This window comes from Aureimonas sp. AU20, from assembly GCF_001442755.1.
In the GTDB taxonomy this organism is placed as follows: domain Bacteria; phylum Pseudomonadota; class Alphaproteobacteria; order Rhizobiales; family Rhizobiaceae; genus Aureimonas.
This window is the reverse complement of the sequence record NZ_CP006367.1, coordinates 1,672,243-1,692,176: the sequence shown is the minus strand read 5'-3', so window position 1 is coordinate 1,692,176 and position 19,934 is coordinate 1,672,243. Positions and strand designations below refer to the sequence as shown.

The 19,934-nt window shown below is 65.8% G+C and carries 18 protein-coding genes, 1 tRNA gene and 2 pseudogenes; 12 read left to right on the top strand and 9 right to left on the bottom strand.

Features of this window, described 5'->3' with window-relative positions; translation table 11 throughout:
• The first annotated feature begins 71 nt into the window (after window positions 1–71).
• Window positions 72–1,022, top strand: coding sequence for a hydrogen peroxide-inducible genes activator (locus M673_RS07425; protein ID WP_061974948.1), 951 nt, complete (start codon window positions 72–74; stop codon window positions 1,020–1,022).
• Window positions 1,023–1,041: 19 nt separating this feature from the next.
• On the opposite strand, the gene guaB is transcribed toward M673_RS07425, so the two are convergent.
• Window positions 1,042–2,547: an IMP dehydrogenase gene (gene guaB / locus M673_RS07420; RefSeq protein ID WP_061974945.1), complete on the bottom strand. Its 1,506-nt coding sequence runs from the start codon at window positions 2,545–2,547 to the stop codon at window positions 1,042–1,044.
• 104 nt (window positions 2,548–2,651) lie between these two features.
• Complete coding sequence (locus M673_RS07415) at window positions 2,652–3,656, bottom strand: MBL fold metallo-hydrolase (RefSeq protein WP_061974943.1); 1,005 nt, start codon at window positions 3,654–3,656, stop codon at window positions 2,652–2,654.
• 592 nt (window positions 3,657–4,248) lie between these two features.
• Between M673_RS07415 and M673_RS07410 the strand changes: the two genes are divergently transcribed.
• Window positions 4,249–5,637 (top strand): MFS transporter, encoded by a 1,389-nt coding sequence (locus M673_RS07410; protein ID WP_061974941.1) that lies wholly within the window; start codon window positions 4,249–4,251, stop codon window positions 5,635–5,637.
• 65 nt (window positions 5,638–5,702) lie between these two features.
• Here the strand turns inward: M673_RS07410 and M673_RS07405 are convergent, their stop codons facing one another.
• Both M673_RS07405 and M673_RS07400 read right to left on the bottom strand, forming a co-directional pair.
• Complete coding sequence (locus M673_RS07405; RefSeq protein WP_061974939.1) at window positions 5,703–6,446, bottom strand: RlmE family RNA methyltransferase; 744 nt, start codon at window positions 6,444–6,446, stop codon at window positions 5,703–5,705.
• Window positions 6,443–7,732 carry a Ppx/GppA phosphatase family protein gene (locus tag M673_RS07400; RefSeq protein WP_082639626.1) on the bottom strand — a complete coding sequence of 430 codons (1,290 nt, stop codon included), beginning with the start codon at window positions 7,730–7,732 and terminating at the stop codon, window positions 6,443–6,445. Before M673_RS07400 ends, M673_RS07405 begins: the two co-directional genes overlap by 4 nt.
• A 580-nt stretch (window positions 7,733–8,312) precedes the next feature.
• Here M673_RS07400 and M673_RS07395 point away from each other — a divergent pair.
• Window positions 8,313–8,386 (top strand) — tRNA-Gln (locus tag M673_RS07395).
• Between the two features lie 218 nt (window positions 8,387–8,604).
• Here the strand turns inward: M673_RS07395 and M673_RS25215 are convergent.
• The 4 genes and pseudogenes from M673_RS25215 to M673_RS07375 all read right to left on the bottom strand — a co-directional run.
• Window positions 8,605–8,907, bottom strand: a pseudogene (locus tag M673_RS25215) (tyrosine-type recombinase/integrase); the annotation flags it as partial.
• 426 nt (window positions 8,908–9,333) lie between these two features.
• The gene (locus M673_RS07385; RefSeq protein WP_061974935.1) at window positions 9,334–11,628 is read right to left on the bottom strand and encodes an FdhF/YdeP family oxidoreductase; all 2,295 of its coding nucleotides are present in this window, start codon (window positions 11,626–11,628) and stop codon (window positions 9,334–9,336) included.
• A gap of 82 nt (window positions 11,629–11,710) precedes the next feature.
• Complete coding sequence (locus tag M673_RS07380) at window positions 11,711–13,300, bottom strand: DUF2125 domain-containing protein (RefSeq protein ID WP_061974933.1); 1,590 nt, start codon at window positions 13,298–13,300, stop codon at window positions 11,711–11,713.
• Window positions 13,301–13,408: 108 nt separating this feature from the next.
• Window positions 13,409–13,789, bottom strand: coding sequence for a hypothetical protein (locus M673_RS07375; RefSeq protein WP_082639222.1), 381 nt, complete (start codon window positions 13,787–13,789; stop codon window positions 13,409–13,411).
• 792 nt (window positions 13,790–14,581) lie between these two features.
• On the opposite strand from M673_RS07375, the gene M673_RS07370 reads away from it, so the two are divergent.
• The 6 genes from M673_RS07370 to M673_RS07345 all read left to right on the top strand — a co-directional run bounded on the left by M673_RS07370 (window position 14,582) and on the right by M673_RS07345 (window position 17,652).
• The gene (locus tag M673_RS07370; RefSeq protein WP_061974931.1) at window positions 14,582–14,995 is read left to right on the top strand and encodes a hypothetical protein; all 414 of its coding nucleotides are present in this window, start codon (window positions 14,582–14,584) and stop codon (window positions 14,993–14,995) included.
• Window positions 14,992–15,234, top strand: a complete 243-nt coding sequence (locus tag M673_RS07365) for an ABZJ_00895 family protein (protein ID WP_061974929.1) — start codon at window positions 14,992–14,994, stop codon at window positions 15,232–15,234. The genes M673_RS07370 and M673_RS07365 overlap by 4 nt, the downstream gene beginning before the upstream one ends.
• Before the next feature lie 9 nt (window positions 15,235–15,243).
• Window positions 15,244–15,519 carry a hypothetical protein gene (locus M673_RS07360; RefSeq protein WP_061974927.1) on the top strand — a complete coding sequence of 92 codons (276 nt, stop codon included), beginning with the start codon at window positions 15,244–15,246 and terminating at the stop codon, window positions 15,517–15,519.
• A 29-nt stretch (window positions 15,520–15,548) separates the two neighbouring features.
• Window positions 15,549–15,995, top strand: a complete 447-nt coding sequence (locus M673_RS07355; RefSeq protein WP_061974925.1) for a hypothetical protein — start codon at window positions 15,549–15,551, stop codon at window positions 15,993–15,995.
• A gap of 96 nt (window positions 15,996–16,091) precedes the next feature.
• Window positions 16,092–16,595: a hypothetical protein gene (locus tag M673_RS07350; protein WP_061974923.1), complete on the top strand. Its 504-nt coding sequence runs from the start codon at window positions 16,092–16,094 to the stop codon at window positions 16,593–16,595.
• 40 nt (window positions 16,596–16,635) lie between these two features.
• Window positions 16,636–17,652: a DUF3829 domain-containing protein gene (locus M673_RS07345; RefSeq protein WP_061974921.1), complete on the top strand. Its 1,017-nt coding sequence runs from the start codon at window positions 16,636–16,638 to the stop codon at window positions 17,650–17,652.
• Between the two features lie 319 nt (window positions 17,653–17,971).
• Here M673_RS07345 and M673_RS24105 read toward each other — a convergent pair.
• A pseudogene (locus tag M673_RS24105) lies at window positions 17,972–18,125 on the bottom strand (EamA/RhaT family transporter); the annotation flags it as partial.
• Window positions 18,126–18,507: 382 nt separating this feature from the next.
• On the opposite strand from M673_RS24105, the gene M673_RS07335 reads away from it, so the two are divergent.
• The 3 genes from M673_RS07335 to M673_RS07330 all read left to right on the top strand — a co-directional run bounded on the left by M673_RS07335 (window position 18,508) and on the right by M673_RS07330 (window position 19,834).
• Window positions 18,508–19,230 (top strand): ArsR/SmtB family transcription factor, encoded by a 723-nt coding sequence (locus M673_RS07335; RefSeq protein ID WP_306302807.1) that lies wholly within the window; start codon window positions 18,508–18,510, stop codon window positions 19,228–19,230.
• A gap of 236 nt (window positions 19,231–19,466) precedes the next feature.
• Window positions 19,467–19,631, top strand: a complete 165-nt coding sequence (locus M673_RS24550) for a hypothetical protein (protein WP_187301309.1) — start codon at window positions 19,467–19,469, stop codon at window positions 19,629–19,631.
• A 23-nt stretch (window positions 19,632–19,654) separates the two neighbouring features.
• Window positions 19,655–19,834 (top strand): DUF3606 domain-containing protein, encoded by a 180-nt coding sequence (locus M673_RS07330; RefSeq protein WP_061974918.1) that lies wholly within the window; start codon window positions 19,655–19,657, stop codon window positions 19,832–19,834.
• The last annotated feature ends 100 nt before the right edge of the window (window positions 19,835–19,934 follow it).

Sequence of the window (19,934 nt, the reverse complement as noted above, 5' to 3'; positions counted from 1 at the left end):
CATTCCAACCGATTCTCTCGATAATTTCCAATCGTATTTCCAATCCCCGCCGATCAGTTTATCTGATCGGCATGCTCACCCTGCGCCAGCTCCGCTATTTCGAATCGCTCAGCGAAACCCTGCATTTCGGGCAGGCGGCGCGGCGGCTCAACATCTCGCAGCCGGCGCTCTCGGCGCAGATCGCGCAGCTCGAAGAGCATTTCGGCACGGCCCTGTTCGAGCGCCGCTCCAGCGGCATTTCGCTGACGCCGGAGGGCGAGCGGGTGAAGCGGCGCGTGCGACGCATTCTCGCCGAGGTGCGCGATCTCGAAGCCTTGAGCGAGGGCCAGGGCGAACTTCTGGTCGGGCAATTGCGCATCGGCATCATCGCCTCGCTCGCCCCCTATCTCCTGCCCGGCCTTCTGGCGGAACTCGCCCGCTCTTATCCCCGCCTGTCGGTCGGCGTGCGCGAGAACGTCACCGCGATCCTGGCGGACGAGCTGGCGCGGGGCGATCTCGACTGCGTGGTCCAGGCGCTGCCGGTGGAGCGCAAGGGCGTCTCGACCATCCCGCTCTGCGAGGACCCGTTCTTTCTGGCGGTGCCGGACGCGGAAGCCGGGCGCATCCCCTCGCCCGTCGCACCGAGCCAGTTGGAGAGCGAGCGACTGATCCTGCTCGAAGAGGGCCATTGCCTGCGCGATCAGGCGCTGGACGTCTGTCGCATCGTGGAGCAGCGCGATCTGGCAACGCTCGGCGCGACCAGCCTCACCACGCTGATGCGCATGGTGGCGGGCGGCCTCGGCGTGACGCTGGTGCCGCAAAGCGCGGTGGAGACCGAAGCGCGCGGCGGCGGTATCCGCTTTCTGCCCTTCGAGGCCCCCGTCCCCTCCCGCCGCCTCGCCCTCGCCTTCCGTTCTTCCTCGGGCCGGCGGTCGGACTTCGAGCGGCTGGCGGAAATGATCCGGGCGTGCCTGGGTCTCTCGGAGACTGCGGCCGGACATGAAAAGGCCGGCGACGCCTCCGCGACGCCGGCCTCCGACTGACGATACCGATGCTCGGGGCTTACGCGCCGAAGCCGGGATAGTTCGGGCTTTCGCGGGTGATGGTGACGTCATGCGCGTGGCTCTCGCGCAGGCCCGCGTTGGAGATACGCACGAAGGTCGCCTTGGTGCGGAAGTCTTCCAGATTGGCGGCGCCCGTGTAGCCCATGGCGGCGCGCAGGCCGCCGGTCAGCTGGTGGATCACCGCGCCGACCGGGCCCTTGTAGGGAACCTGCCCCTCGATGCCTTCCGGCACGAGCTTCAGCGTGTCGCGCACCTCGGCCTGGAAGTAGCGGTCCGCCGAGCCGCGCGCCATGGCGCCGACCGAGCCCATGCCGCGATAGGCTTTGAAGGAGCGGCCCTGGTGCAGGTAGACCTCGCCGGGGCTTTCCTCGGTGCCGGCGAGCAGCGAGCCGACCATGGCGGCGGAAGCGCCGGCCGCCAGCGCCTTGGCGAGATCGCCGGAATACTTGATGCCGCCGTCGGCGATCACCGGGACGCCCGCCTTGTCGGCGACGTTGACGGCATCCATGATGGCGGAGAGCTGCGGCACGCCGACGCCGGCCACGATGCGCGTGGTGCAGATCGAGCCCGGCCCGATGCCGACCTTGACGCCGTCGGCGCCCGCGTCGATCAGCGCCTGCGTGCCCGAGGGCGTCGCGACGTTGCCGGCGATCACCTGCACTTCGTTGGACATTTTCTTGACGCGGGCCACGGCGTCCAACACGCGCTGCGAATGGCCGTGGGCCGTGTCCACCACGATCAGGTCGATGCCGGCGTCGATCAGGCGTTCGGCGCGCTCGAACCCGTCCTCGCCGACGCTGGTTGCGGCAGCGGCCAGAAGGCGACCCTGCGCGTCCTTGGCCGCGTTGGGGTTCAGTTGCGACTTCTCGATATCCTTGACCGTGATGAGGCCGATGCAATGGCCTTCGCCGTCCACCACGAGGAGCTTCTCGATCCGGTGCTTGTGGAGGAGCCGCTTGGCCTCGTCCTGGTCCACCGTCTCACGCACGGTGATGAGATTCTCGCGCGTCATCAGCTCGAAGATCTTCTGCCGATCGTCCGAGGCGAAGCGCACGTCGCGATTGGTCAGGATGCCGACGAGACGGCCCTTGGTCTGGCCGCCCCGGCCGCCGCTTTCCACCACCGGGATGCCGGAAATGCGGTGCGCCTGCATCAGCGCGCGGGCGTCGCCCAGCGTCGCGTCCGGGCCGATCGTGACGGGGTTCACGACCATGCCGGATTCGAACTTCTTGACCTGGCGCACCTGCTCGGCCTGCTCGGCGGGCGTCAGGTTGCGGTGGATGACGCCGATGCCGCCGGCCTGCGCCATGGCGATGGCGAGGCGCGATTCCGTCACCGTGTCCATCGCGGCCGAAAGCATGGGAATGTTGAGGAAGAGGCTGCGCGTGATGCGGGTGCGAACGTCCACCTGCCCCGGCATGACCTCCGAATGGCCCGGCTGAAGCAGCACGTCGTCGAAGGTGAGCGCGAGCGCACCGGTGGCGGTTTCGATGATGCGAGCCATGGACCAGTCCTTAAATGAAACGCGGCGCCCTGGAGGGGCGCCGGATTGTCGAGGATTGGCACGGGCTCGTAGCACGCGGCCCGCCGGTTGGAAAGGCCGGCGGCTCAGCCCTCAGCGAGGGTCTGGTATGTCTCCGGCACGAAGCGGAACGACTCGCCTTCAGTCGCGACATAGCCGAGGCCCGGAAACGGCAGGTGATAGCCGAGAAGCGGCATGCCGGATTCGGCAAGCTGGCGCGCGAAGCGTTTGCGCGTCTCGGCCGCCGCCGGCTTGTCCTGGTCGAAACGGACCTGCCAGTCCGGCTTCTGGAACGAGACCACGAACTGCGAGAAGATGTCGGCCGTCAGCATCACGCCCTTGCCGCCGGACGTCACCTCGAAGGCCAGCATGCCCGGCGTGTGGCCGAAGGCGGCGCGCGCCACCATACCCGGCACGATCGCCTCGCCGTCCTCGATCAGCCGGACCTTGTCCTTGATTCCCGCGAACTGCTTCTCCACGGCCTTGGCGTTCTCGGCACGCGGGCCGTTCTTGGCCTCGTCCGAGGTCCAGAAGGCCATCTCCGCGCGGCCGACGACATAGCTCGCCTTCGGGAAGGCCGGCGCGCCGCCCTCGGTGAGGCCGCCGATATGGTCGCCATGCAGATGGGTCAGCGCGACCAGCGTGATGTCGTCCGGCGAAAGGCCTGCCGCCGCCAGGCGCTCGCGCAGGAGGCCCATGCCGTTGGCCCGGCCGCCTTCGCCGAAGCCGGTGTCCACCAGGATGCGCTGGTCGCCAAGCTTCACCACGACGACGTTGAAGAAATTGACGAACCGCGCGCGCGGCAGATGGTTGGCCGCCATGAGGTCGCCTACGGCATCGGCGCTCTGGTCCTCGCCGAACGTGGGATGCGGCCCCTCGCCCGGCCGAATGCCGTCGAGAACCACGGTGATCTCCGCCTCGCCGATGCGGAACCGGTGCCAGCCCGGCGCCAGGGGTTGGGTGTCGGCGCTCGTCATGCTCGTCTCCGTGCTCTGCGCGTTGGCGGGGCCGAACCCCAGGCCGGTCGCGGCCAAGCCGCCCGCAGCCAACATCATCGCGTGTCGGCGGTTGATACAAATCGTGTCGGACATTGGCGTTCTCCCCTGACGCCCCAGACTGCTATCCCTAGCGCCTGGTGCTGGCGCTTGGGAACGAGCCATGCGCCGGCCGCTTCGGGCCTTAGATGCGAAGGGAGAGCCGCGCGGCAAGACGCTCCGCGTTTCGTAAAATTCGCGTAAGGGGGTCTGGAGGCGCAACGCTTCCATTTTCCCGCCGTTGTTGAAGCTGACATGAAGTGCCTGACGCGCCTCGCGCGGAGGCTGGTCAAGGGTTTTCGCCCAAGGACAGGACGCGAGAAGCGAGCGATGCGAGGGCGCATGGCAAAGGCCTCGCGACGGCGTTCATGGCGAGAAAACGAGACCGGACGTTCCGCTGAGGTTTGCCGGGTGTCGTCGACCCCATCCCGTCGCAGGCGGCGATTCGCGTCGGCTTCGTTCGCGGTCCGTCCGAAGGAGGAGCCCTCCTCTCCCCTCCGGGCAGCGGGCCACGAAGGAAGCTGGAAGGCGGTTCGCACCAGCGCCGGTCCCGCCTCTGGACGGGTCTGGACATCGCGCCGCCCTTGAGGCGGCCTCCGAGCTCCAGCCTCCGCCCGGGTTCCGTTCTATCCTGCCGGATCTTTCGCTCGTGAAACGCATCGTCCCGGTCGTCCTTGCCGTCGCCCTGTTCATGGAGAACATCGACTCGACGGTCATCGCGACATCCCTCGCCACCATCGCCCGCGACATCGGCACCAGCCCGATCGCGCTCAAGCTGGCGCTGACCAGCTATTATGTCTCTCTGGCCGTGTTTATTCCGATTTCGGGGCGCATGGCCGATCGGTTCGGCGCCCGCGCCGTGTTTCAATGCGCCATCGGCGTGTTCATGGCGGGTTCGCTCGCCTGCGGCTTCGCCAATTCGCTGGAGGGCTTCGTCGCGGCGCGCTTCCTGCAAGGCATCGGCGGGGCCATGATGACCCCGGTCGGCCGCCTCCTTCTGGTGCGCGCCGTGCCGCGCTCCGATCTGGTGGGGGCCATGGCGTGGTTCACCATCCCCGCCCTTGTCGGCCCGCTGATCGGACCGCCGCTCGGCGGCGCGATCTCGACCTATGCCGACTGGCGTTGGATCTTCTTCATCAACCTGCCGATCGGCGTCCTTGGCATGATGCTCGCCCAGCGCTTCCTCCCCTTCATCGCGCCGATCCGCGATGTCGAGTTCGACTGGCCGGGCTTCGCCATGTCGGGCCTTGCCTGCGCCGGAATCGTGTTCGGCCTGTCGGTGGTTTCGCTGCCGGCCCTGCCGCCGTGGGTGGGCGTCGCCACGACGCTGCTCGGCCTCGTCTTCGCGCTTCTCTACATTCGCCATGCCCGCCGGCACGAGCGGCCCGTGGTGGAGCTTCGCCTGTTCCGCATTCCGACGCTGCGGGCGGCCGTCGTCGGCGGCGGCCTGTTTCGCATCGGCGCGGGCGCGGTGCCCTTCCTCTTTCCGCTGATGCTGCAGCTCGGCTTCGGCTATTCGCCCTTCCAGTCCGGTCTTATCAGCGCCGTGTCGATCGGCGGCGCGATGATGATGAAGACGCTGGTGAAGCCGATCCTGAAGCAGTTCGGCTTCCGCACGACGCTGGTCGGCGCGGCCCTGGTCGGCGGCGTCCTGATGGGCTCGATCGGCTTCTACAGGCCGGAAACCCCGATCCTGGTTCTGGTCCTGCTTCTACTCATCGGCGGCTTCTTCCGCTCGCTGCTCTTCACCGGCGTCAACACGCTGGCCTTCGCCGACGTCCCGCAGGCCAAGACGGGCGACGCGACGGCGTTGCTCGCGGCGTTTCAGCAGGTCGCCATCGCCGGTGGCGTTGCGACAGCGGGCGCCGTTCTGGAAGCGGGCATGGTGCTGGGCGGGCGCACCACGGCCTCGCTCGCCGACTTCTCGGTTGCCTTCTTCGTGGTGGGCGTGGTCACCGTTCTCTCGGCGCTCGTCTTCTTGCGCCTTCCCGCAGAAGCGGGCGCGGAGGTCGCGGGCCGGCGCGTTCCCGCCGAATAGCCCAGACGAAAAAAGGGCGGCCCTCCCAAGGGGCCGCCCTCGTCATGCTAGCGGGGGAGAAGGACTCAGCCCTCCTCGCCCGGCTCGTCGTCGCTCTCGTCGGCTTCCGCGTCCTCCGGCTTGCGACGGCCGCGAAAATCCTTGGCCAGCACGTAGAGCTCCACCGATCCGTCGCGCGAGGCCGGCGGCTTCACATGGTGGACCGAGCGGAAATTCTTCTTCAGGAGCGCCAGAAGCTCGCCCTCGGTGCCCCCCTGGAAGGTCTTCGTGAGGAAGTGCCCACCGGGCCGCAGGGTGCGAATGGCGAAGTCGGCCGCGACCTCGCACAGATGCAGCGTGCGCAGATGGTCGGTCCGACGATGGCCCGTGGTCGGCGCCGCCATGTCGGACAGAACGATATCGGGATCGCCGCCCAGCGCCTCGATCAGCCGCTGCGGCGCGCTGTCGTCGAGAAAGTCGAGCTCCAGGATCGTCGCGCCGGGGATCGGGTCCACCGGCAGATAGTCGATGCCGACCACCTTCGCTTCTTCCGGCTTGCCGGCCGTGCGCTCCACCGCCACCTGACACCAGCCGCCCGGCGCCGCGCCGAGATCGACGATGCGCATGCCCTTCTTCAGAAGCTTGTAGCGGTCGTCCATCTCGATCAGCTTGTAGGCCGCGCGCGAGCGATACCCGTCCGCCTTGGCGCGGCGCACATAGGGATCATTGAGCTGGCGCTCCAGCCAGCGGCGGGAAGACACTTTCAGCCCGCGCTTCTTCTTGACGCGGACCGTCAGCCCGCGATCGTCGCCTCGTCCCGAACTCGTCACGCGCCCGACCCTGCCTGTCCTGTTCCTGTGTGGCTCGGTGCCGGGCGGCGCCACACGCCGTCCGCCACCATCATTTCCGTCAGCAATCCTTCGCGCAGGCCCCGGTCGGCCACGCGCAGCACCTTGGCCGGCCAGATGCGGCGGATGGCCTGAAGGATGGCGCAGCCCGCCAGAACGAGATCGGCGCGGTCCGAGCCGATGCAGGGATTGGCGACCCGCTCCTCGAAGCTCCAGCCGAGAAGCTGGGCGACCAGCCGGTCGACATCCCCGTCGCTGAGCCAGAGCCCGTCCACCTGCCGCCGGTCGTAGCGCTCCAGCTCCAGCTGGATGCCAGCCAGCGTCGTAACCGTGCCCGAGGTGCCCAGAAGATGGAACCCGTCCCGACCGACGATGTCGGCCAGCCGGTTGCGCCCGGGAAAGGCGAGGATCATCGCCTCGACCTCGCTCACCATGCGCTCGAAGAGTTCGGGCGTCACGTTGCGCCCGCCATGACGCTCGGCCAGCGATACCACGCCGACCGGGAGCGAGGTCCAGGCGACGATGTTGTTGGCCAGTCGCCGGCTGGTGCCGCGCCGGAGATCGAGCAGCGCGATCTCCGAGGAGCCGCCGCCGATGTCGAACAGCACCGCGCCGCGCGCCGTGCGGTCGATCAGGGAGCCGCAACCGGACACGGCCAGCCGCGCCTCCGTCTCGCGGCTGACGATCTCCAGCCGGAGTCCCGTCTCGCGAAACACGCGGTTGATGAACTCACGCCCGTTGGCGGCCGAACGGCACGCTTCCGTCGCGATCAGCCGCGCCCCGCGAATCTCGCGCGCCGAGAGCTTCTGGCTGCAGATTTCCAGCGCCGCCACGGCCCGGTCCATCGCCGTTCCGGCCAAGCTCCCCGTGCGCCCCAGCCCTTCGCCGAGGCGAACGATTCGCGAAAACGCGTCGATCACCCGGAACTGGCCAGGCCGCGTCGGCACAGCGATCAGGAGCCGGCAATTGTTGGTGCCGAGATCGAGCGCGGCATAGGCAGGAACGCGGTGGGCGCCGTTGGAACCATGGGCGCCGTTCGGCGCGGCGGCTCGGGCGATCGCCGGGGCCTGCGCACTCGGCGCCACGGCGGGCCGTGGAGCGGGGGCATTGCCGCCGTTGGCGGGAGCCGGCGGAAAGCCGCTGCGCCCCTTGCGCCGCCGGCGATTCTTGACCGGGGCCGGGCGAGGCGCGTTGCCGTTCTTTCGCTCGCGCAGCGCGCGCTCCGCCTCGGCCACCTTGGCGCCGAGGGCGGGGGGCAGTTCGCGCATGGCTCCGCCCCCGGCGGGCGGAGCCGCCGGAGCGTTGTTCTTGCGGCGGCGGCGCTTCTGGCGCTTGGACGGCTTGCCGACGGCCTCGCCGGCCTTGGCGTCGGACGAGCCGGCGGGCGGGCGCGGCGGCCGGCTTTCGCCTGCCTCGCCGCCCCGTCGCTCGCCCCCGGCGGACGCGCCGGAAAACCCGTCTGCCCCGAAGCCGTTTGCGTCCTTTACCCTCGCCGCCGCTCGCCCTTGTCTCGTGTCATGGATCACTTCAAATCTCCGGAGCGGCGCAAGGCGCGCTCCCTCGACCCGCTTAGGGCCGCTTTCGTTGAATCGAAGTGTAGTCATCCGCCATTTTTACACAAGGCACCCTCTTCGCCCCTTGCCCGTGCGCCCCGCGATATCCACCACGGCCGGAGCCTCGCCGCTCGCCCGCTACGCTGGCCACATGACGATCCGGCGACGAATGCGAATCCAAACGAAGACGGTTGACACCCCCGCTCGACTCGACTAAATGCCCCTTCATCGCCGCAGCGGACAGCCAAGCTGACCGAAACGAGCGAAGACGCTTCGAAAAGAAGCGTTCTCCTGCTGGGGAATAGTTTAAGGGTAGAACAGCGGACTCTGACTCCGCTAGTCTTGGTTCGAATCCAGGTTCCCCAGCCACTGTTTTTTCTAATCTTTCTCTGCTTTGTTATTGGACCCGCCCTATTGGTCGGGTGATTGATCGGGTTTTTTTTGGGTCGCTTCAAGCTTGGTGATGCTTGATAGTGCCAGCGAATAATCCCCACTGAGATAGTTCTGATCGAAAGTCGAGCGGACTTCCGAAAGCGAGTGGCCCGTGATGGTCGCAATCTCCGCTTCCGAGCATCCCGCGATTGCAGGCGTGTTGCAGCCGTTCCGTGCAGGTCGCGAAAGGTGACGCCTTCCACACCTGCCCTCGCGCAGGCTTTGCGCCATGACGACCGGAAGCCATCTGCGGTCCACGCCTCGCCATCGCGGTTCGTGAGGATCACGCCCGGCGGCTGCAGCACAGCGTCAAGCGCGGCTTTGAGCTCAGCCGTTACAGGCACTCGCACTCGCGCGCCCGTTTTGCCCTGCTTGAGGCGGATTGATTCCCCGTCATAGGCACGCCAGGGCATGCTCAGGAGATTGCCTTGCCGCTGCCCGGTGTGGAGCGCCAGCAAGAATGCGAGGCGAATGCCACCCGTCGAGTGAGCTAAGAAACGCCCGCTCCTGCTCGCGCGACCATGTGATTGCGCGTCGCGCGCCGCACCTGCAGAGCCGCCCGCCCGTCTTGCAGGGGGTGGCCTTGATCATCCGACGCTTGATTGCCTAGCAGGATGGGGTGGCGAATGCGTAGAATGTCCGCATCGTTCTTGCGTCGCGACGGGTGATGTCCAGTATCCCTTGCGCTCTAAGCGCATGGATCTCGCGCAGCACCAGGGCATGGGCAATACCAAGACCATTGGAGACGCTGCGACTGTCGCTGGCCAAACCCTCGGCGCAAGCCGCGACGATGGCGGCTCCAATCGGCGATAGAGCCGGGTCGAGACCCATGAGTACTGCTATGAGCGCCTCAAGACGCTCAGCGTCCGGGGCTGCCTCGTGAGTCACGCGCCCTCGCGGCGGCGGAACGAGACCAGGATCGATTTCGAAGTCGGGGTATCGCTTTCCCGTCCGGCTGAAGCAAGGGGAACGAGAACATTCAGCTCGGGGTAATAGCCTGCGACGCTGCCGCGCGGGATGTCATAGGGCACGAAGCGAAACGACGGGGCGACGCGCTCCATCCCATCGTCGAACGCTCCCACCACATCCGCGAGATCGCCGGCCTTGGCGCCCAACGCGGTCAGGTCGTCCGGGTGGATGAAGATCATGTTGCGCTCGCCATAGACACCGCGATAGCGGTCGTCGAGGCCGTAGATCGTCGTGTTGTACTGATCGTGCGAGCGAAAGGTCTGCAGGGCGAAGCGGCTCGCATCCCGGCGCGCCCGCTGATGCACCGTCTCGGACGGCAGGGGGGCATCGGAGAGGATTGCCCGGCCTTTCGGCGTCTTCCATTCGCGGTTCGCCGCCGCATTGCGCAGGTGGAAGCCGCGCGGAACGCGCAATCGCTCATTGTAGCGCTCGAAGCCGGGAATCGTGTCCTCGATGAGGTCGCGAATGCGATCGTAGTCCGCCGCAAGCGCCGCCCAGTCCACGGTGGCGCTGCCGACCGTCGCCTCGGCCATGCCCGCCACGATCGCGACCTCCGACAGGAGATGGGGCGAGACTGGCGGGTTGATGCCTGCCGACCCGTGGACCATGCTCATGGAGTCTTCGACGCTGACGAGCTGGGTGCCGCCGCCCGGGCGGCTGTCGATCTCCGTGCGCCCGAGGCAGGGCAGGATGAAGCTCACCTCCCCCGGCATCAGGTGCGAGTGGTTGGGCTTGGTGGCGATGTGGACGGTGAGCTTCTGGCGGCGGAGCGCGTCGGCGATCAGGGCGCTGTCGGGCGTTGCCCTTGCGAAATTGCCACCAAGCCCGACAAAAGCCTGGGCGGTCCCGTCCAGCATCGCGCCAATGGCGGCGAGCACGTTGTGGCCGGGCTCGCGCGGGGGCGCGAAGCCGAAGCGCGCCTCCAGCGCGTCGAGGAAGGCAGAGCCTGGCCTCTCGTTGATGCCGACCGTTCGGTCCCCTTGCACGTTGGAGTGGCCACGCACCGGGCAAAGGCCGGCGCCTGGCTTTCCCAACTGCCCGCGCAGGAGCATGAAGCTTGCGATTTCGCGGATCGTGTCCACCGAATGAAGGTGCTGTGTCACCCCCATTGCCCAGGTGCAGATCACGCGCTCGGCGGACATATAGATCGCCGCCGCTTCCTCGATCTGGCGTCGGCCGAGGCCCGACTGGTCCTCGATCGCCTCCCAGCTTGTCGCCTCCACCATAGCGCGGTACGCGGCTAGGCCCTCGCAGTGTTCGGCAAGGAAGGCGTGGTCGAGCACCGGCGGGCGGCCATCGAGAAGAGCCGCGTCCTCTGCGGCGAAGACAGCTTTCGCCATGCCGCGCACGGCCGCCATGTCGCCGCCGAGCCGGGGTTGATAGTAATGGCTGGAGATAGCTTGGCTGCCGCCGCGCAGCATCTCGATCTTGTCCTGAGGATCGGCGAAGCGCTCCAGTCCCTTCTCGCGCACAGGATTGAAGACCACGATGCCCGCCCCCCGCATGGCCGCGCGTCGAAGATCCCCGAGCATACGGGGATGGTTGGTGCCAGGGTTCTGCCCGATCACGAAGATCGCGTCGGCCTTCTCGAAATCCTCGAGCAGCACCGTGCCCTTGCCGACGCCGATCGCCTGGCGCAGCGCGACGCCGCTCGCCTCGTGGCACATGTTGGAGCAGTCGGGGAAATTGTTGGTGCCGTAAAGGCGCACAAAGAGCTGGTAGAGATAGGCCGCCTCGTTGGAGGTGCGCCCCGAAGTGTAGAACTCGGCCCGGTTCGGGCTGTCGAGACCTTGGAGGATCACCCCGATCTCGGCGAAGGCGTCGGCCCACGCGACCGGGAGATAGCGGTCGCTCGCGCGGTCGTAGCGCATCGGGTGCGTTAGGCGCCCGTTCAGCTCAAGTTCGTAGTCCGATAGTTTGGACAGTTCGCTTACCGTGTGCCGAGCGAAGAACTCGGGCGTCGCACGCTTGTCCGTCGCCTCCCAGGCCACGGCCTTCACGCCGTTCTCGCAGAACTCGAAGGAGGAGCCGTGCTCGGGGTCGCCCCAGGCGCAGCCCGGACAGTCGAACCCGTCGGGCTGGTTGGCCTTCAGCATGGCGCGTGCGCCGGCGATGGGCGAGCCGCTTGCGAGCAGCCGCTTGCCGCAGCTCTTGAGCGCGCCCCAGCCTCCAGCGGCCGCCGACTTCTTGCCGATGAACTCTGTCGTCATGGTGCGACCTGTCGTTATCGTCGAGGGATAGGGGCCGGGCGCCTCGGCGGCCCGCCTTGCTCCAGCCGTTTCCGGCCGTCGCCTACTGTTGGCCGGCGTCCTCGGCGGGCCCTGCTTCGGTCTCTGGCAGGGTCTCGGAATCGGGCGCCTTCACCAAGGCGCCATTGACCGAGACGGAGCCGTCGGCGGCAACGTCCACCACCCATTCCCAGTCGCCGTCCGCGGTCTTGCGGCCGAGACCCTGCGCCATCTGGGCCATGCCGACGACCTGCTGGAGGTCGGGCTCGCGCTCGGCCGCGCGTTTGAGGCTGGCGATCGTCTGGTCCAGCCCAACAGCGCGCGCCGTCAGCGTGCCTGTGGGCTTCTCGTCCACGAAGCCCATCTCGCCGGACAGATGCAGATCGAGGTCGGTGGAGCGAATCACGCTCGGCTTAAGGGTGATCTTGATCCGCGCGGGGTCGAGCGCCTCGACGATCTCGGCCTTCGCTTCCTCCGGGAACGGTTCGTCGGCGGTGAAATCGATATGCCGGATCGCGAGATCGGCGGGCGCTTTGAGATCCACGCCTGACACGACGACGCCGAGCTGCGCCGCCTTCGGCACGAAGCGGGCGGCCCAGGTCGGCACGACCGCGCCGTCCACCGAGAAGCCATCGAAGGAGATGTCGGTCTCCAGGCGCGCATCCTCGGCGAGCCCCGTCATCCTCGTGGCTTGGCTCGCCTCGCCGAACCGCAGCGTACCGAGCATGGACTGGAAGGACGCCTCGCGCGCCGTCACCGCGACGTCGAGGGAGGTCCAGAACGGCATGGTTTTCTGGAGCGCCGCGCGCAGATCTTCGCCCAACGGGCCAGCGAGGGCTTTCCTGTGGTCGGCCTCCAGCGCCTCTGTATGAGCTAGCAGGAGGGTGTAGAGATCGCGCCCCTCGACGTTGCGCGCGCCCTTCACCGAGGCGGTGCTTTCCACCTCCCCCGCCTTGAGGCCAAAGCTCATGAAGAGCGAGGCGGCGAGTTCCCTTTGGCTCCGCGCCTCGGGCGTCTCGCCCTCCACCGGGGGAGGCGCCTTGACGCCGACGGTCTGGCCGTAATTGGTCAAGGTCTGCTGGAAGTCGAGATCGACGCCGCCCGCGTCGCCCGGCCCCGCGCTCATCGAGAGCTTGGTGCCCGCTATGGTCGTGCTGGAGTCTGTGGCCCCCTCGTTCTGAATATTGACCGTGTCGCGCACGAAGCCTTCGACCGCGCGATAGGCGAAGAGGTTGGGCGCGAAGACGCCCTTGAAGGCCTGCTCCCCTTGCGAATACTCGAAGGCATGGACCTGCTCGCCGACCTTGGTGTCGAAGGTGACGCGAATCGGGTCGTTCGTGAAGACATTCCAGTCTCCGTCCGCGCGCGGGCTGACTAGGAACGACAGGGGCGCGACCTTCGCCTCGAGGCCGAAATAATCCTTCAGGAAGGGTGCGCCGTTGAGCGTGACGCGCTGCCCCGCCGGATCGGGCTCGACGCTGAGAATGCCCTTCTCGAAGGGAACCTGTGTGACATATTCGGCGAGCGAGGCACGCAGCGCGGCCGCTTCTTCGCTGGTCCCGGCGGACGCCGGCTCGGGCGAGAGGGGCTCGGCATAGGCAGGCAGGGCGAGCAAGGCGACCAGAGCGGTCGTCGCGAGAAGACGGCGAACCATTGGAAATCCTATGTCTGTGTGGATGCTACGAGCGGGAGACGTGGGCTCGCGACCTCGACGACCGTGTCCGCGATCGGGGTGGGCGGTTTCGCTGCGAACGTGGAAGCTTCATTTTGCACGCCGGCTCGCGGCTATCTTCCCCAGCGAAATGTGCACCTTGTACTGTCCGCAGACTTCGGCGATATCGACGTCGTAAGCCGCCGCCATCTCTTGGATCGACTGCTCCTCGCCTTGCAGATAAGCGATGCCGTCGCGCCCCTTTCGCTCGTGCAGGTCGCCTTCCGGTGTGTTCGTACGAGGTCCGAAAATCTCGTCCACACCGGCCTTGAAGAAGCGGTAGCCGTCGTCCGGCAGCATGCCATGTGCGCTGCAATAGGCGACGAGGCCGAGATCGTTCCGCTTCTCCAAGTAGAACGGGTCGCTGTCCTGGGCGATGGCCTGCGCGATCGGGAGTAGAAGGAACGATGCCAATAAAACCCGCAAACGCATAACCCTACGCTTCCCATTTCGCCTTATGATCCAGCCGATGACGGACCGCTCGGCGCCGCAGGCCCTGACCCACGACGGACCATCGGATCGCGCGGCGGCGTGATGCCTGAGTCTGCTTGACGATGGGCGCGAGGACGCGCGCGGCGAGCCAGTTAGCACCCTTGCCTTTATCACCACACGATGGCTGAGGTCGTGAGGGCGCGAAGAGCGTAGATAAGTGCCGCTGAACGGAACAGACGTTCCGTCACCGATCGTCGAATCAGGAAACAGTCGCTAATCGACCACCTGTATGGCTAGCCGGCCACACATCCGTCAAGTTGCTGCGCATGAAAATTTCATGGAACATGATCGTAGGGAATTTATCGGCTTTAACATTCGTATTTTACTATTGTATTTGAATATATCAGATGTAAACATCTGATTTTTGCGCTTAAACATCAGATGATTAATAATATATATGGATTTTTATTTTGTTTTCACGTCCAAAAATCACAGATAATCGCCATATTACCATATCTCTATATAGCCTGAACTATTTTTGTGTCGATAATATCGAGCGCCAACCAATCCTGCGCTTGATTTTCTTCACTTCGAATCCGTCTTGCCTAACAATCGAAAATTTGATAGCCGGCAATATGTGCAAGATTTTTGGGCAATTTGCCTGGTATAGGGCAGATATGGCGGTCCAGTCGAGGCATCCTAGCCTTGTTTTCAAGGGAGACGCGAATGAGAGGAGCACAACCGACGACAGAGCGGCACGAAATCTATCGATCAACGCCTAAGCTCCTTGTCATGTCGGCCATCATACTGGGTTTTGCTGCCGTTCTAGTGTTTCTGGCATCCGGTCGCTACATCGATCGCGCCGCCGTCCCCCTGGATCACACGTTCTACTGGCTCGCCGGCTTGGCCGGTTTCGCCGTGCTTCTGTTTCTGATCCGGGTCCTGCCGTTGTGGCGCGAAACCAGCCGCCCCGCCGTCGTCTTGTCCGGCGATGGCGTCAGCATTCGCGGCAAGCCGCCGATCGCTTGGACCGACATCACAACGAACAACTGGAACACTCTGTCCGTCGCCTTCATCCCCGCCGGTGCGACGTTGGTCGTCAAGGGTCACCGCGGCGGCGCGACCTGTGAGGCGGCGACGCTTCGATGCAAGGCGGACGACTATTTCGCGGCATGCGAACGCTTCCAGGGCGCGAGCGGCGAATGACGAGCCCCGCCCTGTCGGAGCAGAGTCTGGTAGGAGCCTTCGCTCTTTTGCTCATCGCCATCAGCCTCATCTACGGGATTTTGTCTTTCGTCGTGGCATCCCTCGTCGGCTTCGAGATGCCGGCTCATGCCGTGAACGTCCTGGCTTTGATGGGCGCCGCCATGATGGTCGGCAACCAAGACTCCAAGCGTTCGGGGCGATGTCCCGGCAAGGCGCTCTCCTGGCGTCTGGCGATCTAGTTTACCCTGATGAACACGCTTCTCGCTCTCATCGCGCTGGCATTCTACGCCGGCGTTGCGCAGTGGCTGAACAGACCAGGCGAAAGCGGCGTGGATCTCGGACTCGTCGGCGACACGGACATGGCGGCCGTCGTGCAGGATCACCGGTGGCTGCTTCCTGCCTTGATCGCCGTTCTGACGCTGCTTTGGCTCTTCGTTGGGCGTTTCGCCCTGTATCTGGGCGCGCGCTCGACCGAAAAGCACGGCGAGAAACAGGCGGCGAACGCGGCTCGCCGCTCCCGCTGACTGCTACGCGCGGGATCACCCGCGCCGCGATGTCCGACACCGTCTTTCCCAACAGCAGGAGAATTGCGTTGAGATTTGTGTGCCGCCTTGCCCGCTTTCTGATCACGGCCCCGATGGTGTTGGCCACTTGCGCTTCCGTGCTGGCAATCCAGACGAGCGCGGCCCAGGCGCCTGATCCCGACAGCCTGTATCGTCAGATAAGCAACCAGCTTGGCGTTCTCCAATACTGCATTGGCAAAGGCTTCCCCTCACAGGGTGCCGCAGTCATCTACGAGAGCTTCCTCGCTTCGCTGCCCGCGCCCGCCGACCCGGCGACAGCGGCTCACTATCGAAAGAAGGGGACGGAAGGCGTCATCTACAATGGCGAGGACAGTCAGATCGCCGTCGAGCAGATGGCGGAAGGCGTGAGTCAGACGCTGCCGGAGTACTGCAAGTCTTATGACGAGAACGCCGAGGCTCTGAAGGCCGCGCAGTAGCGCCGTCGGCCTGCGCACCCGTCAACATTCACAAAACGGATAGGCGCGCCTTCGAGGCGTCCCCGTTCTCTCGATGAGACCACAAGAGGATTCCTTATGTCGCTCGTCCGTCCCGTTCTCCTCGCTTCGACCCTGCTCGTCCTGCCGATGTCCAACGCCTTGGCGCAGGGCGACGGCGGACTGGCCGAGCGCCGGGCCATCGCGGCCTATTCCAAAGATGTCTGGCCGCCTCTCGAACGGGCGATCCAGGACGCTGCCGGCTTTTCCGTGCCCGTGACGCTGGACCTGAAAAGTCTGGCTCTGCCCGGCTCAGCGGAAAACTACGCAAACGACGACTACCTGCGCAAGCCGATCATCGATCCGTTGATCAGAGCTCTGTCCGCCATCTCCTCTGACGACATCGGCAAGCAGGCTTTGAAGGACAGACTGACATCAATTGTCATCACCTATGATGAGGCGAGTGCGCCGAGCTCGAACTATCAGGAGGGCGTCGGCTTCTCGGCTGGTGTGCTGACGCTGAACTGGAAGCCGTTCACGAACGTGGACGACCTCGACCCGCGCGTGAAGGCCATCACCACGGTTCTCGAAGCGAATCTCTGATCCGCGTCCAGCCGGGGCATTCCGTTCGGCGAGCCATGCCATGCCCATCCTGAAACAGGTCGCTAAGATCGTCCTGGCCCTGATCGTCCTGGCCATCGTCTTCGTGGCGAAAGGCGGCGATGTGCCCTCGCTGCTGCGCGACATTGGCCTGCCGGAAGCGGCTCGGTCGGGCGCCGAACCCTCGGCTGATAACGTGGACGACCTTGCGACCAAGCTTGGCGCCTTCGTCACCTGCATCAATCGCGTCGATGCCGCGATGCGAGCGAACTACGATCGGTATCGCCAAAGCTTTCCGGCGGCCTTCGAAGGCGGGCCGATCCTGCATCGCAGCTTCAAGATCGCGCCCTATGAGGTCGACAACGGTTTTTCTCGCGACTGCGCTGCAGGCCTCAGGGCGGCAGGTCGAGCGGCCCCGCACGATCCCGCGCTCGACGACCTGGGGCTCCTTTATGCCGATGCGCTGGAAGCGCTTGTACCGGTCCTGAACCGGACCGACGATTATCTCGGGCAGGAGACCTACCGCGACGACGATTGGCACGAGATGCGTGCGGACCTGCATCCCAGGCTCTTGCCCCTGTTCGGGCGGTTTCTCGATGTCTCCGACCGGATGCGCGAGGTCGTTGCCGCCGCGAACCTTGCGAGCACGCGCCTCGAACTCGTCGAGATCGAGCGTCGCGAGGGGCGCGCGTATCGATGGCACGCGCTGAACCTGATCCACCAAGCCCGACTGAGCTTCGACGAGACGCGGCAGGCCATTCGGGACGGAAAGGTCCGTGTCCCGGACGTCGTCAAGGCCGAACGCGCCTTGGAGGACGCGCTTCAGGACGCCCGCACCTACATGTCCGCGCACTCGTCGGTGACGACCTCTCTTGGGAACAAGCCCGTCCTGTTCCATATCGGGCCGCGCGCCGCAGACCTTCTCGCGGCGATCAAGACGGTGCGGCGCAACACAGCTCATGGCGATCCGGGAACGGCCGAGGCGGACCTGGACAATATGACGGAGGCCTTGAACGGCCTCGTGGACGATTTCAACATGCGCGCCGGCAATGGCCAATAAGCCGCTGCATCCTGCCCGAAGCGTTGCGTTCACAGCTCCATTCCCGCCGGCGAGCTTCGACCATTCGAGACGGGTCTTGTCTATCGCCACACCAGAGAGGCATTGTTGAGCATCGTCAGGAAGGTTCTTTCAATCCTTGGTGGCCGCACCGGGAGGGAGGATAAGCCGCCCTCCCTGCGCTTCGACGACGGCTCCGACTTCGAGGACGGGAACACGATCGGCCGGGCCGAGAACCTCGCGGTTTGCCGCGCGATGGATGACGTCATCGAGGCGGAAGGGGAAAAGGAGATCGACCTCACGGCCGACAGACGGTCGCAGGCCCTTCCCGCGATCAGCGCTCGTGCGGCGATGAGCGTGACGGGCGGAATGGTGGCGACGCCCACCTTGATGAAACTGTAGGACGCGCCCCAGAGCGTGGCGAGGGCGAGCAGCATCAGGAGGCTGACCAGAAGGCGTGGCTGGTGATCCGCCATGTAGGGACTTTCGAAAAGGAGATAACGATGCCGAGAAGCCTTGGAGCGCCTGGTAAAACCACTTGGCGTCGGCTGGTCAGGTTATTCCTCCGCTGATTTCGTCGCGAATTCTAAAGCCTGCGCCCTCGCGTCGCTTTAGCTTCGGTCCCCATCCTCGGACGAAACTCCCTCGACCGTCCTCCGGCCCAATGGTCTTGCCTAGGCTCTTAGCCCGGCGCCCGTGCCGGATGCTTCGGTCTTGGCCGAAGCGTTGCGGCCTGACAAGCCGGCCCGTGCCGCCTATCATCCCCGCCCATGATCGATCCTCCGACCGGCAACACGATCGCGAAAGCGGCCTTTCTGATGGGCGACCCCGCCCGCGCCAACATGGCTGGCGGCGCTGATGTCCGGCGAAGCGCTGACGGCGGGCGAACTGGCCGCCCATGCCGGCGTCACCGCGCAGACCGCGAGCGGCCATCTCGCCAAGCTGACGGAGGGCGGCCTCGTCGCCACCCTGCGGCAAGGCCGGCACCGCTATGTCAGCCTCGCCTCCCCCGCCGTCGCGCAAGCGCTGGAAGGGCTGATGGCGCTCTCGGGGCACATCGCCGTCAAGCCGCAGCGGGTGCGGGGGCCTCGCGATGCGGCGATGCGGCTGGCTCGGTCCTGCTACGACCATATCGCGGGCCGTCTCGGCGTCGCGATCGCCGATGCGCTCCAGCTGCGGGATTTCGTCCGGGTGGAGGATGGCGTCGGACTGGTCACCGACGAAGGGGCGTGCTTCCTTGCGGCGTGTGGTGTCGACGTCGCGTCGCTGTCAGGGGGCAAGCGCCCGCTCTGCCGTTCGTGCCTCGACTGGAGCGAGCGCCGTCCGCATCTGGCGGGCAAGCTCGGCACCGCCCTTCTCGACCGCTCGGTGGAACTGGGCTGGCTCGTGCGCACACTGAAGAGCCGAACGCTGCGGATCAGCCCGGCCGGCGAGCGCGGCTTCGCGGAGACGTTCCGTTGCGAGCAGGTCTGGAGCAGCCCGTCCTCGCGGGAGATGAAGGAGCCCCTGCCTTTTGCGGGAGATTCTGTCGAGGCGCCTGCGGAACCCGCTAAGCAGCGGACCGGCGCGCCCTCGGCCTGATCGGCCGGGGGTCAGCATTTCGAGACCGTCGGAGCACCCGCCGATTCGCCCGATGGCGAGATGCCTTTTCACCATCCGCGATGCAAAACACGACGGGCGAACGAGGCGAGAGCGCGATCCCGAGTATGTTCCGTCACGGCTCCCCCGGGAAAACCCCGCAAGCGCGCGCGAAACACTTACGTTCTCGCGATGTTCCCCTATATGTACACGACCTTACTTTTGAGAGAGGCACACGGATGCGGGCACCGAACTACAATTTCGAGCGTCAGGAGCGCAGTAAGGCCAAGGCCGCCAAGAAGGCCGAAAAGGCCGAGTTGAAGGCCTCCAAGCGCCAGACCGAGACCCGCACGAAGGAAGAGGCCGATGAGCGGCCCGAACCTCAATCCGATGCGGCGGACTAGCTAGCCCCAGAAGGGGGAACCCCATGGTCGATTCCAAGACACAGAGCCCGAGCGCGCCGAAGAAGGCGACCGAAGAGCCCTACGATCCAGAGTCCTTCGCGCGCAAATACGGCATTCCGCCGGGCGAAGCGAAGACGATCATCAAGCGATACGGGCCCTCGCGCAAGAAGCTCGACTCCTACATGGCCGCACGCCAAGCATGAGGCTTCAGCCCAGCCCTGCCGCGAGCCGGGGCTGGGCTTTTTCTTTTCCCACGCAGCCTCCTTTGCGCGAAAAATCCGGCCGGGATCGAACCAATGGCCA

Coding starts and splice junctions, on each gene's coding strand:
- M673_RS07400 (WP_082639626.1), bottom strand. CDS start 7,732: ATGCGCGAACTGCCCCCCGCCCTCGGCGCCAAGGTGGCCGAGGCGGAG.
- M673_RS07425 (WP_061974948.1), top strand. CDS start 72: ATGCTCACCCTGCGCCAGCTCCGCTATTTCGAATCGCTCAGCGAAACC.
- M673_RS07355 (WP_061974925.1), top strand. CDS start 15,549: ATGTCCGACACCGTCTTTCCCAACAGCAGGAGAATTGCGTTGAGATTT.
- M673_RS07335 (WP_306302807.1), top strand. CDS start 18,508: ATGTCCGGCGAAGCGCTGACGGCGGGCGAACTGGCCGCCCATGCCGGC.
- M673_RS07370 (WP_061974931.1), top strand. CDS start 14,582: ATGTCGGCCATCATACTGGGTTTTGCTGCCGTTCTAGTGTTTCTGGCA.
- M673_RS07385 (WP_061974935.1), bottom strand. CDS start 11,628: ATGACGACAGAGTTCATCGGCAAGAAGTCGGCGGCCGCTGGAGGCTGG.
- M673_RS07345 (WP_061974921.1), top strand. CDS start 16,636: ATGCCCATCCTGAAACAGGTCGCTAAGATCGTCCTGGCCCTGATCGTC.
- M673_RS07360 (WP_061974927.1), top strand. CDS start 15,244: ATGAACACGCTTCTCGCTCTCATCGCGCTGGCATTCTACGCCGGCGTT.
- M673_RS07365 (WP_061974929.1), top strand. CDS start 14,992: ATGACGAGCCCCGCCCTGTCGGAGCAGAGTCTGGTAGGAGCCTTCGCT.
- M673_RS24550 (WP_187301309.1), top strand. CDS start 19,467: ATGCGGGCACCGAACTACAATTTCGAGCGTCAGGAGCGCAGTAAGGCC.
- M673_RS07330 (WP_061974918.1), top strand. CDS start 19,655: ATGGTCGATTCCAAGACACAGAGCCCGAGCGCGCCGAAGAAGGCGACC.
- M673_RS07350 (WP_061974923.1), top strand. CDS start 16,092: ATGTCGCTCGTCCGTCCCGTTCTCCTCGCTTCGACCCTGCTCGTCCTG.
- M673_RS07380 (WP_061974933.1), bottom strand. CDS start 13,300: ATGGTTCGCCGTCTTCTCGCGACGACCGCTCTGGTCGCCTTGCTCGCC.
- M673_RS07415 (WP_061974943.1), bottom strand. CDS start 3,656: ATGTCCGACACGATTTGTATCAACCGCCGACACGCGATGATGTTGGCT.
- M673_RS07375 (WP_082639222.1), bottom strand. CDS start 13,789: ATGCGTTTGCGGGTTTTATTGGCATCGTTCCTTCTACTCCCGATCGCG.
- guaB (WP_061974945.1), bottom strand. CDS start 2,547: ATGGCTCGCATCATCGAAACCGCCACCGGTGCGCTCGCGCTCACCTTC.